Origin of the sequence: Pseudomonas sp. WPR_5_2 (assembly GCF_003634475.1) — a bacterium.
GTDB classification, from domain to species: domain Bacteria; phylum Pseudomonadota; class Gammaproteobacteria; order Pseudomonadales; family Pseudomonadaceae; genus Aquipseudomonas; species Aquipseudomonas izuensis.
The window spans coordinates 146,137-160,499 of record NZ_RBLA01000003.1 but is presented as its reverse complement, the minus strand read 5'-3'; the positions used below and the strand labels follow the sequence as shown (position 1 = coordinate 160,499).

11 protein-coding genes are annotated in these 14,363 nt (G+C 59.0%); 1 reads left to right on the top strand and 10 read right to left on the bottom strand.

Annotated features, from left to right (window positions below; translation table 11 throughout):
- Window positions 1–4: 4 nt before the first annotated feature.
- The gene (locus BJ917_RS13195; protein WP_096513151.1) at window positions 5–1,117 is read right to left on the bottom strand and encodes an S-(hydroxymethyl)glutathione dehydrogenase/class III alcohol dehydrogenase; all 1,113 of its coding nucleotides are present in this window, start codon (window positions 1,115–1,117) and stop codon (window positions 5–7) included.
- 106 nt (window positions 1,118–1,223) lie between these two features.
- Here BJ917_RS13195 and BJ917_RS13190 point away from each other — a divergent pair, with 106 nt between their 5' ends.
- Window positions 1,224–2,120, top strand: coding sequence for a LysR substrate-binding domain-containing protein (locus BJ917_RS13190; protein ID WP_121103579.1), 897 nt, complete (start codon window positions 1,224–1,226; stop codon window positions 2,118–2,120).
- Between the two features lie 136 nt (window positions 2,121–2,256).
- On the opposite strand, the gene ispD is transcribed toward BJ917_RS13190, so the two are convergent.
- The 9 genes from ispD to rnhB all read right to left on the bottom strand — a co-directional run bounded on the left by ispD (window position 2,257) and on the right by rnhB (window position 14,360).
- Window positions 2,257–2,964 carry a 2-C-methyl-D-erythritol 4-phosphate cytidylyltransferase gene (gene ispD / locus BJ917_RS13185; protein WP_096513153.1) on the bottom strand — a complete coding sequence of 236 codons (708 nt, stop codon included), beginning with the start codon at window positions 2,962–2,964 and terminating at the stop codon, window positions 2,257–2,259.
- The gene (gene ftsB, locus BJ917_RS13180) at window positions 2,961–3,239 is read right to left on the bottom strand and encodes a cell division protein FtsB (protein ID WP_007996937.1); all 279 of its coding nucleotides are present in this window, start codon (window positions 3,237–3,239) and stop codon (window positions 2,961–2,963) included. The genes ispD and ftsB overlap by 4 nt, the downstream gene beginning before the upstream one ends.
- A 171-nt stretch (window positions 3,240–3,410) precedes the next feature.
- Window positions 3,411–4,700 carry a phosphopyruvate hydratase gene (gene eno / locus BJ917_RS13175; RefSeq protein WP_096513154.1) on the bottom strand — a complete coding sequence of 430 codons (1,290 nt, stop codon included), beginning with the start codon at window positions 4,698–4,700 and terminating at the stop codon, window positions 3,411–3,413.
- Between the two features lie 157 nt (window positions 4,701–4,857).
- Complete coding sequence (gene kdsA, locus BJ917_RS13170; RefSeq protein ID WP_008019782.1) at window positions 4,858–5,703, bottom strand: 3-deoxy-8-phosphooctulonate synthase; 846 nt, start codon at window positions 5,701–5,703, stop codon at window positions 4,858–4,860.
- A 5-nt stretch (window positions 5,704–5,708) separates the two neighbouring features.
- On the bottom strand, window positions 5,709–7,340 hold the full coding sequence (locus tag BJ917_RS13165) for a CTP synthase (RefSeq protein ID WP_121103578.1): 1,632 nt from the start codon (window positions 7,338–7,340) through the stop codon (window positions 5,709–5,711).
- Window positions 7,341–7,614: 274 nt separating this feature from the next.
- Window positions 7,615–8,928, bottom strand: a complete 1,314-nt coding sequence (gene tilS, locus BJ917_RS13160) for a tRNA lysidine(34) synthetase TilS (RefSeq protein WP_121103577.1) — start codon at window positions 8,926–8,928, stop codon at window positions 7,615–7,617.
- Between the two features lie 118 nt (window positions 8,929–9,046).
- Window positions 9,047–9,994 carry an acetyl-CoA carboxylase carboxyltransferase subunit alpha gene (locus tag BJ917_RS13155; RefSeq protein WP_095197080.1) on the bottom strand — a complete coding sequence of 316 codons (948 nt, stop codon included), beginning with the start codon at window positions 9,992–9,994 and terminating at the stop codon, window positions 9,047–9,049.
- Window positions 9,995–10,134: 140 nt separating this feature from the next.
- Entirely contained in the window at window positions 10,135–13,656 is a 3,522-nt protein-coding gene (gene dnaE, locus BJ917_RS13150; protein ID WP_121103576.1) for a DNA polymerase III subunit alpha, read from the bottom strand.
- Window positions 13,657–13,733: 77 nt separating this feature from the next.
- The gene (gene rnhB, locus BJ917_RS13145; RefSeq protein ID WP_096513158.1) at window positions 13,734–14,360 is read right to left on the bottom strand and encodes a ribonuclease HII; all 627 of its coding nucleotides are present in this window, start codon (window positions 14,358–14,360) and stop codon (window positions 13,734–13,736) included.
- Window positions 14,361–14,363 lie beyond the last annotated feature (3 nt).

Below are 14,363 nucleotides of genomic sequence, written 5' to 3'. Positions count from 1 at the left end.
GACCTCAGAAATGAATGACGGAACGGATGCTCTTGCCTTCATGCATCAGGTCGAACGCCTTGTTGATGTCTTCCAGGCCCATGGTGTGGGTGATGAACGTGTCCAGCGGGATTTCGCCGGTTTCGGCCATTTCCACGTAGCTTGGCAACTCGGTACGGCCGCGCACGCCACCGAACGCCGAACCGCGCCAGACGCGACCGGTGACCAATTGGAAAGGACGGGTGGAGATTTCCTGGCCGGCACCGGCCACGCCGATGATGACTGACTCGCCCCAACCCTTGTGGCAGCACTCAAGTGCGGCACGCATCAATTGCACGTTGCCGATGCACTCAAAGGAAAAGTCGACACCACCATCGGTCATGTCGACGATGACTTCCTGGATCGGACGATCGAAATCCTTCGGATTTACACAGTCGGTTGCACCCAGCTGTTTGGCAATCTCGAATTTGGCCGGGTTGATGTCGATGGCAATGATCCGGGCCGCCTTGGCTTTGACTGCGCCAATGACCGCCGACAGACCAATGCCGCCGAGACCGAAAATGGCCACGGTGTCACCGGGTTTCACTTTGGCGGTGTTGAGTACTGCGCCGATACCGGTGGTGACACCGCAGCCCAGCAGACAGACTTTTTCCAGTGGCGCTTCCTTGGCAATTTTTGCCACGGAAATTTCCGGTAGCACGGTGTACTCGGAGAACGTCGAAGTACCCATGTAGTGGAAAATGGGTTGGCCCTTGTAGGCAAAACGCGTCGTGCCATCGGGCATCAAGCCTTTGCCCTGGGTCGCGCGAATGGCCTGGCACAGGTTGGTTTTGCCAGACAGGCAGAATTTGCACTGACGGCATTCCGGGGTGTACAGCGGGATCACATGGTCGCCCACCGCGACAGAAGTCACACCCTCGCCGATTGCCTCGACGATTGCCCCGCCTTCATGGCCGAGGATCGACGGGAAGATACCTTCCGGATCAGCACCGGACAGGGTGTAGGCATCGGTATGGCAAACACCGGAGGCCACAACGCGCAGCAACACCTCACCGGCCTTGGGCATGGCGACATCGACTTCTACGATCTCCAGAGGTTTTTTGGCCTCGAAGGCAACGGCGGCGCGCGACTTGATCATGGTGATTCTCCAGTGAATAAAACGAGACAAACAGTGTAATACAGCGTCTTACGGTGAATAATCCGGGCAAAAGCAAAACATTATTGCCACACAGGGATAATCTTCAATGTCCGAAAGTCGCTGGGAAGGTATCGACGAGTTCGTGGCCGTTGCCGAATGCAGCCAGTTCACGGCGGCCGCTGAACGCCTGGGGGTTTCTTCCTCCCACATCAGTCGACAAATCGTACGCCTCGAAGAACGCTTGCAAACCCGTTTGCTCTATCGCAGCACCCGCCGGGTCACGCTGACTGAAGCCGGGCAAACCTTCCTGCAACATTGCCAACGTTTGCAGGATGGGCGTGAAGAGGCACTGCGCGCGGTCGGCGACTTGACCAGCGAACCCAAAGGCATGCTACGCATGACGTGCGCCGTGGCTTACGGCGAACGCTTCATCGTGCCGCTGGTGACGCGGTTCATGGGGCTGTATCCGCAACTGCGGATTGACATTGAACTGAGCAACCGCCAATTGGACCTGGTGCATGAAGGCCTGGACCTGGCAATCCGTCTGGGGCGCTTGCAGGACTCACGACTGGTCGCCACGCGTTTGGCGCCACGACGCATGTTTCTATGCGCGTCGCCTTCCTACCTGGAACGTTATGGGCGCCCACACAGTCTGTCGGAACTGAGCCGTCACAACTGCCTCATCGGCAGCTCGGATCTCTGGCAACTGGAACAGAACGGGCGGGAATTTTCGCAACGAGTCCAGGGAAACTGGCGCTGCAACAGTGGGCAAGCAGTACTGGATGCCGCGCTACAGGGCGTAGGGCTGTGCCAGTTGCCGGACTATTACGTGCTGGAGCATTTGAAAAGCGGCGCATTGATTTCGCTGCTGGAGGCGCATCAACCACCGAACACGGCCGTTTGGGCGCTGTACCCGCAGCAACGGCATCTGTCGCCGAAGGTGCGCAAATTGGTGGATTATTTGAAGGAAGGATTGGCTCAGAGGCCTGAATACCAATGCTAGAAGCATGTTGGTATGTCAGCACGATGTCAGCCGCTTGGACCGCCGCTTTCGCGAGCAGGCTCGCTCCCACATTGGACCGCGATCAACTGTGGGAGCGAGCCTGCTCGCGAAAGCAATCTGACGAGCACCGCAAAAGCTAGCGACGGTTAGCCCAACGCTGCCTCAACCATTCAAGGTCTTCAGGGCGAGTGACCTTGAGGTTATCCGCTCGACCCTCGATCAAGCGAGGCGCCAGCCCTGCCCACTCCATGGCCGAAGCCTCATCGGTGATCACGGCGTCAGCCACCAGACTGTCCGCCAACGCTCGATGCAAGGCGCCGAGGCGAAACATCTGCGGCGTATAGGCTTGCCAGATCACACTGCGGTCCACGGTTTCGACGACACGGCCGTGTTTGTCGATCCGCTTGAGCGTATCCCGTGCCGGGACCGCCAGCAGCCCACCCACAGGATCATCCGCCAGTTCAGCCAGTAGGTTATCCAGATCGTCACGACCGAGATTCGGTCGTGCGGCATCATGAACCAATACCCAGTCTTCATCGCCAGCGCCTTGCGCGTGCAAATGCAGCAACGCATTCAGCACCGACCCGGAACGCTCGCTACCGCCCTCGACCCGGGCAATCCGCGGATCACTGGCACAGGCCAGGTTCGGCCAGTAAGGATCATCAACAGCAAGACTGACCACCACACCCTTCAGGCAAGGATGATCAAGGAAACAGCCGAGGCTGTGTTCGAGAATAGTGCGCCCGCCCAGTTGCAAATATTGCTTGGGACGGTCCGCGGCCATACGGGCACCGACGCCCGCGGCAGGAATCACGGCCCAGAAGGCCGGCAGAGACAGGTTCATTGCGCCAACTGGTAAAGGGTTTCACCGTCCTTGACCATGCCCAACTCATGGCGAGCCCGCTCTTCAACGGTCTCCATGCCCTTTTTCAACTCGCTGACTTCAGCGTCCATCACCCGATTGCGCTCCAGCAACGCCTGGTTCTCAGCTTGCTGATCCGCAATCTGCTGAGTCAGCTCGGCCACTTGCGCCAGACTGCCATTACCCACCCACAGGCGGTATTGCAGGCCAGCCAGCAGCAGGAGCAAGACGAGGAACAACCAATTGGGACTGCGCATCGAATATCAGGTATCCAGTGAAAAAAGACAGCCATACCAAAACATGAAGCTACTGACAGCACGAAGCCTGGAAGAACCAGGCTTGTGCTTATAAGGCATCAGATTAGTGGCAAAAACGTCGCTGTAGCGATTTTTCCGACACAATCCGGTGTCTTTTTTATCAGCTGACGATCAACCGCGGAATTCGCTACGGCCGTTGTACTTGGCTTTGCCGTTCAACTGCTCTTCGATACGCAGCAGTTGGTTGTACTTGGACACGCGGTCGGAACGGCACAGGGAGCCGGTCTTGATCTGGCCAGCCGAGGTACCCACGGCCAGGTCGGCAATGGTGGAATCTTCGGTTTCGCCCGAACGGTGCGAGATCACGGCGGTGTAACCGGCGGCCTTGGCCATCTGGATGGCTTCCAGGGTTTCAGTCAGGGTGCCGATCTGGTTGAACTTGATCAGGATCGAGTTGGCGATCTTTTTGTCGATGCCTTCTTTCAGGATCTTGGTGTTGGTCACGAACAGGTCATCGCCTACCAGCTGGGTTTTCTCGCCGATCTTGTCGGTGAGGATTTTCCAGCCAGCCCAGTCGGATTCGTCCAGGCCGTCTTCGATGGAGATGATCGGGTAACGCTCGGTCAGGCCTTTCAGGTAATCGGCGAAACCTTCAGCGGTGAACACCTGGCCTTCACCGGACAGGTTGTACTTGCCGTCTTCGTAGAATTCGCTGGCTGCGCAGTCCAGTGCCAGGGTCACGTCGGTGCCCAGCTTGTAACCGGCATTGGCCACGGCTTCGGAGATCACTTTCAGTGCATCTTCGTTGGACGCCAGGTTAGGCGCGAAACCACCTTCGTCACCGACGGCAGTGCTCAGGCCACGGGCCTTCAGCACGGCTTTGAGGTGGTGGAAAATCTCGGTGCCCATGCGCAGACCTTCCGAGAAAGACTTGGCGCCAACCGGCTGAACCATGAATTCCTGGATGTCGACGTTGTTATCGGCGTGCTCGCCACCGTTGATGATGTTCATCATCGGAACCGGCATCGAGTAGACACCCGGAGTGCCGTTCAGGTTGGCGATGTGAGCGTAGAGCGGCAGGTCCTGGTCCTGTGCTGCTGCCTTGGCCGCGGCCAGGGAAACGGCGAGGATCGCGTTGGCGCCCAGGGTTGCCTTGTTTTCAGTACCGTCCAGCTTGATCATCGCCAGATCGAGCGCTTTCTGGTCGCTTGGATCTGTACCTTTCAACAGGTCGCGGATCGGACCGTTGATGTTGGCTACGGCCTTGAGTACGCCCTTGCCCAGGTAACGGCTCTTGTCGCCATCACGCAGCTCGAGCGCTTCACGCGAGCCAGTGGAAGCACCGGACGGCGCGCAGGCGCTGCCGATGATGCCGTTATCGAGAAGCACATCCGCTTCCACGGTGGGATTGCCACGGGAGTCGAGAACTTCACGACCTTTGATGTCGACGATTTTAGCCATTGTTGTAAACACTCCAAAGTTGACGAAAACGACGCAGCTAGAGGAAATCTTTTACCGTCGGCAAGCGATGTGCAGCGGGGCAGACTTGCGGACGATAAGGCTCAGGCCCGAGGGCCTGAGCGTTAATTCGTGCGGTACTTTACCGGAGAAAAGAGGATTACGCGGTTTCTACCGTCGGAAAACTCTTCACCAGTTCGTCCAATGCTTTGAGCTGGGCCAGGAATGGCTCCAGTTTGTCCAGACGCAAGGCGCAAGGGCCGTCGCATTTGGCGTTGTCCGGGTCCGGGTGGGCTTCGAGGAACAGGCCGGCCAGGGACTGGCTCATGCCGGCTTTCGCCAGATCGAGGACCTGAGCGCGACGACCACCGGCGGAATCAGCGCGACCGCCCGGCATTTGCAGGGCGTGGGTCACGTCGAAGAACACCGGGTATTCGAACTGCTTCATGATGCCGAAGCCCAGCATGTCGACGACCAGGTTGTTGTAGCCGAAGCTCGAACCACGCTCGCAGAGGATCAACTGATCATTACCCGCTTCCACGCACTTGTTCAGGATGTGTTTCATTTCCTGAGGCGCGAGGAACTGGGCTTTCTTGATGTTGATCACCGCACCGGTCTTGGCCATCGCGACCACCAGGTCGGTCTGGCGCGACAGGAAGGCCGGCAACTGAATGATGTCGCAGACTTCAGCGACGACCGCAGCCTGATCGGGCTCATGGACGTCAGTGATGATCGGCACGCCGAAAGCTTGCTTGATGTCCTGGAAAATCCGCATGCCCTCTTCCAGGCCGGGACCACGGTAAGAGGTCACGGAGGAACGGTTGGCCTTGTCGAAACTGGCCTTGAACACGTAAGGAATACCCAGTTTCTGGGTAACCTTTACGTACTCTTCGCAGACCTGCATCGCCATGTCGCGGCTTTCCAGCACGTTCATGCCACCGAACAGCACCATAGGCTTGTCGTTGGCAATCTCGATATCGCCTACGCGGATGATCTTCTGCGCCATCAGGTTCATGCCTTCTTCTGGTGTTGAGTCAAAGCAGCTTTAACGAAACCGCTGAACAACGGGTGACCGTCGCGTGGCGTCGAAGTGAACTCCGGGTGGAACTGGCAGGCGACGAACCACGGGTGATCCGGTGCTTCAACCACTTCGACCAGCGCGCCATCACCGGAACGGCCGGAGATTTTCAGGCCGGCTTCCATGATTTGCGGCAACAGGTTGTTGTTCACTTCGTAGCGATGGCGGTGACGCTCGACAATCACGTCCTTGCCGTAGCAATCATGCACCTTGGAGCCGGCTTCGAGCAGGCATTCCTGAGCGCCAAGACGCATCGTGCCGCCCAGGTCGGACGCTTCGGTACGGATTTCGACGGCGCCGGTGGCATCTTCCCACTCGGTGATCAGGCCCACGACAGGGTGACCGCTTGCACGATCGAACTCGGTGGAGTTGGCGTCTTTCCAGCCCATGACGTTACGAGCGAACTCGATCACCGCCACCTGCATGCCCAGGCAGATGCCCAGGTAAGGAACCTTGTTTTCGCGAGCGTATTGAACGGCCGTGATCTTGCCTTCCACGCCACGCAAGCCGAAGCCGCCTGGAACCAGGATCGCGTCGACGCCTTCCAGCAGTGCAGTGCCCTGGTTTTCGATGTCTTCGGAGTCGATGTAGCGCAGATTGACCTTGGTGCGGTTGCTGATGCCGGCATGACTCATCGCTTCGATCAGCGACTTGTACGCGTCCAGCAGTTCCATGTACTTGCCAACCATGGCGATGGTGACTTCATGCTCAGGATTGAGCTTGGCGTCTACCACGGCTTCCCACTCAGACAGATCGGCGCCGCCACATTGCAGGCCGAAACGCTCGACGACGAAATCGTCCAGGCCCTGGGCGTGCAGGATGCCCGGGATCTTGTAGATGGTGTCGGCGTCTTCCAGGCCGATGACCGCACGCTCTTCAACGTTGGTGAATTGCGCGATCTTGCGACGGGAAGAAATGTCGATCGGGTGATCGGAGCGGCACACCAGCACGTCTGGTTGCAGGCCGATGGAGCGCAGCTCCTTGACCGAGTGCTGGGTTGGCTTGGTTTTGGTTTCGCCGGCAGTGGCGATGTACGGCACCAGTGTCAGGTGCATCAGCATCGCGCGCTTGGCGCCGACTTCGAAACGCAATTGACGGATGGCTTCGAGGAACGGTTGGGATTCGATGTCACCCACGGTGCCACCAATCTCGACCATTGCCACGTCGGCATCGCCGGCGCCCTTGATGATGCGGCGCTTGATCTCGTCGGTGATATGCGGGATCACCTGGATGGTTGCGCCCAGGTAATCACCACGACGCTCTTTGCGCAGCACGTGCTCGTAGACACGGCCGGTGGTGAAGTTGTTGTTCTGGGTCATGGTCGTGCGGATGAACCGCTCGTAGTGGCCCAGGTCCAGGTCGGTCTCGGCGCCGTCGTGGGTGACGAACACTTCACCGTGCTGGAACGGACTCATGGTGCCCGGGTCGACGTTGATGTACGGGTCCAGCTTCAGCATGGTGACCTTAAGTCCCCGCGCCTCCAGGATGGCCGCCAATGATGCCGATGCAATGCCTTTCCCCAATGAAGAAACAACACCGCCCGTGACGAATATGTAGCGCGTCATGAAAAACCCTAGAAGTCTGCGTTAAAGCGGTCCGAGCCGCCGGGGAAAGCGAAGGAAGGCCGAAGCCCCCGATCACCTGCATTAATCACAGTGCACCTTTCAAAAAAACCGCCGCGTTGGGACAGACCGGAAGATGAAACACCGGTACGTTGCTCGCTACACATTTTTTGGAATCGCCCAGCAAAGACTGCTTGGTAATCGGCAACTCCTGCAATTCAGGCGAATCCACAGAAGTTGTATCAAGAAGGGAGCGTAGTCTACCGGAAAGCCCCTTTCAGCTCAAACCTTGATCTTCGCCCATTGGCTGCCAATGCAAATTCCAGCCACCCGCCGCGCTGCCATCCAGCCCCGGAAGGTTCGCCACCGCCAGCAATTGCCCGCCCTTGAACAGCAGCGGCAATCTGCCGCGCACGAACAGCGGTACACCACTTTCGTTGAGCAACCGCTTCAAATCGCGATGCCCACGACCCGGCAACTCCATCACCTCGCCCCCTTCACGATAGCGGATCTGCAAAGGACCATCGGGGATTTGCCCGCTGAGCGAGAGCACACCGTTGTCGGGCAATGCCAGCGGCAGCGAGGGCTCGCCCCAAGTGCCAACAGGAGGTGAACGGCGCAACCAGCCGCCGGACAGCCACCAGATCCGCCCTCCCGCCCGATGCAATTCGCCATCCGCCAGTCGCCAGATCGGCCGTGCATCGCCAGAGGCATTGCACAAATCCGCCCAACCCGACCAATGGTCACTGTCGGGCAGGCTTGTGAGTGGTTCAAGCCAGTGGCTGAGTGCATTGCGCTGGCGTGCGACTGAAAGCTTTACCAGGGATGCCAATTCAAGCGACGGCAAACCCAGCCAATCAAACTCACTGCAGGTGCGTGCGTGGCACAGGTCAATCTGTGCCAGTTCATCCAGCAGCCCCTGCGCCTCGCTCAAATGCGCGGCACTGCGAGCCATGGTCGCCATTGCCTGCGGCCAGCGAGAGGTCAACACCGGGAACACCTGATGACGCAGGTAATTACGCGAGAATTGTCGATCCTTGTTGGAAGGATCTTCGATCCAGCTCAGCTGGTGTTCCGCGGCATAGGCCTCAAGCTCGGCGCGAGTCGCATCGAGCAAAGGCCGCAGCAGATACCCTTCACCCAGCGGACGCTGCCGTGGCATTCCCGACAAACCTCTTACCCCGGCCCCGCGCAACAAGCGAAACAGCAGGGTTTCCGCTTGATCGTCAAGGTGTTGAGCGGTCAGCAGCACTTCATTGGCTCGGGTGACTTCGCTGAACGCCGCATAACGCGCATCCCGGGCCGCACGTTCGAGACTGGCGCCGGGCTGCACTTGCACGCGAACCACCTGCAATGGCACGCCAAGTGCCTCGCACATTGCCCGACAATGCTCCGGCCACGCATCAGCTACAGCCTGAAGGCCGTGGTGGACATGGATGGCACGCAGTGCCGGCAGGGATTGGGCTTTAGCGAGGTGTGCGAGCAGGTGTAGCAGGACGGTGGAGTCGAGACCGCCGGAGAAAGCGATGTGCCAGGTCGTGGCGTTGCGCCAGGGTTTCAGGCTCAATAAAAGCTTGGCCGGCAGATTCATATCGATCACTTCACGCAAATCAAATGTGGGAGCGAGCCTGCTCGCGAAGGCTGCTTAACATTCAACGAATTCGTTGGCTGTTATACCGCTTTCGCGAGCAGGCTCGCTCCCACATAGATCAGAGGCCGTAGCTCATCAGGCGCTCGTAACGACGATCCAACAGCGCCTTGTGGTCGAGCTTCTTGAGCATCGCCAGTTGCGAGCTCAGCTCGGCACGGATCGAGGCAGCCGCTGCGGCCGGATCGCGGTGTGCGCCACCCAACGGCTCGCTGATCACTTTGTCCACGATGCCCAGGCCCTTGAGACGCTCTGCAGTGATGCCCATGGCTTCAGCGGCGTCCGGTGCTTTCTCGGCGGTTTTCCACAGGATCGATGCGCAACCTTCCGGCGAGATCACCGCGTAGGTCGAGTACTGCAGCATGTTCAGCTGATCGCAAACGCCGATCGCCAGCGCACCGCCGGAACCACCTTCACCGATCACGGTGGCGATGATCGGGGTTTTCAGGCGAGCCATGACACGCAGGTTCCAGGCAATGGCTTCGCTCTGGTTACGCTCTTCAGCGTCGATGCCAGGGTATGCACCCGGGGTATCGATGAAGGTCAGGATCGGCATTTTGAAACGTTCGGCCATTTCCATCAGGCGGCAGGCCTTGCGGTAGCCTTCCGGACGCGGCATGCCGAAGTTGCGGCGAACCTTTTCGCGCACTTCACGGCCTTTCTGGTGACCGATGACCATGACTGGCTGGTCGTCCAGACGCGCAATACCGCCCACGATGGCGGCATCGTCTGAGAAGTGACGGTCGCCGTGCAACTCATCGAACTCGGTGAAGATGTGTTCGATGTAGTCCAGGGTGTATGGACGCTTCGGGTGACGCGCCAGACGCGCGATCTGCCAGCTGGTCAGCTTGCCGAAGATGTCTTCGGTCAGCGTGCTGCTTTTGTCCTGCAGGCGGGAGATCTCATCGCCGATATTCAGCGAATTGTCATTACCGACCAAGCGCAACTCTTCGATCTTGGCTTGCAGGTCGGCGATCGGCTGTTCGAAATCAAGAAAATTCGGGTTCATAGGCGTCCGTCTTGGGTCGACATCCAAGAAAGCTTGGGCCGGCCGGTTGTCTATTCGCGCCCTACCTTAAGGGAGAGGCGCGTTCAGGTCGAGATTAAAAAATTCGGTCGCGATAAAGGAGGCACGAGGCCACCTCACCGTCAACGGTATTGGAGGAAGACGTTGTCTCGCCCGAACTGGTCACGCAGGGCTTGAATCAACGCATCCGCCGGGTCGATTCGCCAGCCTTCGCCGAACTGCAGCAAGGCCTTCGCATCGGGGCTGGTGTACTCCATGGTGATCGGGCATGCACCACGATGACGCCTGAACAGGTCGCCCAGCCAGCGTAGCTGATCGCCCTTGAGGTCCTGGGTCTGGACCTTCAGGCGCAGACTCTCGGCCAGGTTGGTGCGCGCATCTTCCATGCTCATCACCCGCTTGACCCGCAACCGCAGGCCACCGGAGAAGTCGTCATTGCTGACTTCGCCTTCGACCACCACCATCGCATCGGTCTGCAACAGTGACTGTGCGGAATGGAACGCATCGGCAAACAGCGACGCTTCAATCCGGCCCGAACGGTCGTCGAGGGTGATGAAACCCATCTTGTCGCCCTTTTTGTTTTTCATCACCCGCAGGGCGATGATCATGCCGGCAACGGTCTGGGTATCACGCGCCGGCTTCAAATCGATGATGCGCTGACGGGCGAAACGCCGGATTTCACCTTCGTATTCGTCGATCGGGTGTCCAGTCAGGTACAGGCCCAGGGTATCTTTCTCGCCTTTGAGCCGTTCCTTGAGGGTCAGCTCCTTGGCCTTGCGGTGATTGGCGTAGACGTCGGCATCTTCTTCGACGAACAGGCCGCCAAACAGGTCGGCATGGCCGCTGTCATGGGTACGGGCCGTTTGTTCGGCCGCCTTGATCGCCTCTTCCATCGCGGTCAGCAGGACCGCCCGGTTGCGGTCGATATTAGCCTGGTAGGCTTTCGGCTCGTCGTGGAAGTACGGGCCCAGACGATCCAGCGCGCCGCTACGGATCAAACCATCGAGCGTACGCTTGTTGATACGCTTGAGGTCGACCCGGGCGCAGAAGTCGAACAGATCCTTGAACGGACCGTCCAGCCGCGCTTCGGTGATCGCTTCCACCGGCCCCTCGCCAACCCCCTTGATCGCGCCCAGACCGTAGATGATCCGGCCCTCGTCGTTCACCGTGAACTTGAACTCCGAGGTGTTCACGTCCGGCGCATCGAGGCGCAGCTTCATGGTGCGCACTTCTTCGATCAAGGTCACGACCTTGTCGGTGTTGTGCATATCCGCCGAGAGTACCGCCGCCATGAACGGCGCCGGGTAGTGCGCCTTCAGCCACGCGGTCTGGTAGGACACCAGGCCATAGGCAGCGGAGTGGGATTTGTTGAAGCCATAGCCGGCGAACTTTTCTACCAGGTCGAAGATGTTACCGGCCAGGTCGGCATCGATGTTGTTGGTGGCGCAACCTTCAATGAAACCGCCGCGCTGCTTGGCCATTTCCTCGGGCTTTTTCTTACCCATGGCTCGACGCAGCATGTCCGCGCCACCGAGGGTGTAACCGGCCATGACCTGGGCAATCTGCATCACCTGTTCCTGATACAGGATGATGCCGTAGGTCGGCGCCAATACTGGCTTGAGGCCTTCGTACTGGTAATCCGAGTGCGGGTACGCCAGTTCGGCGCGACCGTGCTTGCGGTTGATAAAGTCGTCCACCATGCCCGATTGCAGCGGACCTGGACGGAACAGTGCCACCAGTGCGATCAAGTCTTCCAGGCAGTCGGGCTTGAGCTTTTTGATCAGCTCCTTCATCCCGCGGGATTCAAGCTGGAACACCGCCGTGGTTTCGGCTTTTTGCAGCAGGGAATAAGTCGGTTTGTCATCCAGCGGGATGAACGCGATGTCCAGCGGCGGTTCGTTGACCTTGGCGCGGTCGCGGTTGATGGTTTTCAGCGCCCAGTCGATGATCGTCAGGGTTCGCAGGCCGAGGAAGTCGAACTTCACCAGGCCGGCTGCTTCAACATCGTCCTTGTCGAACTGGGTCACCAGGCCGTCACCGGCTTCGTCGCAATAGATCGGCGAGAAATCGGTCAGCTTGGTCGGCGCGATCACCACACCACCGGCGTGCTTGCCGACGTTACGCACCACGCCCTCGAGTTTGCGGGCCATCTCCCAGATTTCCGCGGCCTCTTCATCGACCTTGATGAAGTCACGCAGGATCTCTTCCTGTTCGTAGGCTTTTTCCAGGGTCATGCCGACTTCGAACGGAATCATCTTCGACAGACGATCCGCCAGGCCGTAGGACTTGCCCTGCACCCGCGCCACGTCACGGACCACAGCCTTGGCGGCCATGGAACCGAAGGTGATGATCTGGCTGACCGCGTTGCGGCCGTACTTCTCGGCAACGTAGTCGATCACCCGGTCACGACCGTCCATGCAGAAGTCGACGTCGAAGTCGGGCATGGAGACCCGTTCCGGATTAAGGAAACGTTCGAACAGCAGGTCGTATTCCAGCGGGTCGAGGTCGGTGATCTTCTGTACGTAAGCCACCAGCGAACCGGCACCCGACCCCCGGCCAGGACCCACCGGCACGCCGTTGTTCTTGGCCCACTGGATAAAGTCCATCACGATCAGGAAGTAACCGGGGAAGCCCATCTGGATAATGATATCCAGCTCGAAATTCAACCGGTCGACATAGACCTGACGCTTGGCTTCGTAATCTTCGGTGGTGTCTTTGGGCAGCAGAACGGCCAGCCGCTCTTCCAGACCCTCGAACGACACCTTGCGGAAATACTCATCGATGGTCATGCCATCGGGGATCGGGAAGTTGGGCAGGAAGTGCGTGCCCAGCTTCACCTCGATGTTGCAGCGCTTGGCGATCTCGACGGTGTTTTCCAGCGCTTCAGGAATGTCGCTGAACAGCTCCGCCATTTCCTCGGCGCTTTTGAGGTATTGCTGATCGCTGTAATTCTTCGAACGCCGCGGATCGTCGAGGGCACGGCCCTCGCCGATGCACACGCGGGTTTCGTGGGCGGCGAAGTCTTCCTGCTTGATGAACCGTACATCATTGGTCGCGACCAGCGGTGCACCGATCTTGGCCGCCAGGGCCACGGCGCCGTGCAACTGCTCTTCATCGTTGGGGCGGTTGGTGCGCTGGATTTCCAGATAGAAGCGATCCGGGAACACCGCCATCCACTCACGCGCCAGGTTTTCGGCTTCGTCCGGGTTGCCACTGAGCATGGCCTGGCCAATCTCGCCTTCCTTGGCCGCCGACAGCATGATCAAGCCAGCGTTGGCTTCGGCCACCCATTCACGCTCGATGATGATCGAGCCATTGCGCTGGCCGTCGATGAAACCGCGGGAGATCAACTCGGTGAGATTGCGATAACCCTCGGCATTCATCACCAGCAGGCTGATCCGGCTCAGGGGATTGTCCGGATCCTTGTTCGACAGCCACAGGTCGGCGCCGCAGATCGGCTTGATCCCGGCACCCATGGCGTTTTTATAGAATTTGACCAGGGAACACATGTTGTTCTGGTCGGTGACCGCTACGGCAGGCATGTTCATGCCGACCAGGGTCTTGACCAGCGGTTTGATCCGCACCAGACCGTCGACCAGGGAATATTCAGTGTGCAGGCGTAGATGAACGAATGAAGCCGGCATAGTGATCCTGTCTAATAACATGGAGACAACAAGGCCCGGATTGTACCGGGCCCTGGTAAAAAAAATCAGCCTTGCGACTAACTCTCGATCAGGCTTTCACGTGCCTCGTAGGCAAGGCGGACCGGGGCAAACGAGCGCCGGTGAATTGGGGTTGGACCAAGCCTGGCCAACGCTTCCAGATGAACGGGCGTCGGGTATCCCTTGTGGCCGCCGATGCCGTAACCCGGATAAATCAATTCGAATGCTGCCATTTCCCGGTCGCGACTGACCTTGGCCAGAATCGATGCCGCCGCGATGGCGGGAACCTTGCCATCACCTTGCACGACCGCTTCGGCACGCATGGGCAATTTCGGGCAACGGTTGCCATCGATCATCGCCAGTTTCGGCTGGATGTGCAGCCCGGCGACAGCGCGCTGCATGGCGAGCATGGTGGCGTGCAGGATATTCAGCTCGTCGATCTCTTCGACTTCCGCGCGGGCGATGCACCAGCTCAGGGCCTTTTCGCAGATTTCGTCATAGAGCTTTTCGCGACGGGCTTCGGTGAGCTTCTTCGAGTCGTTCAGGCCAAGGATCGGGCGGTTTGGATCAAGAATCACTGCTGCGGTCACCACTGCGCCACAGAGCGGACCGCGACCGACTTCGTCGACACCGGCAACCAAATCCTCAACTTCAGCGACCAAGGTGAAATCCAGCCCCATCTGCATGCT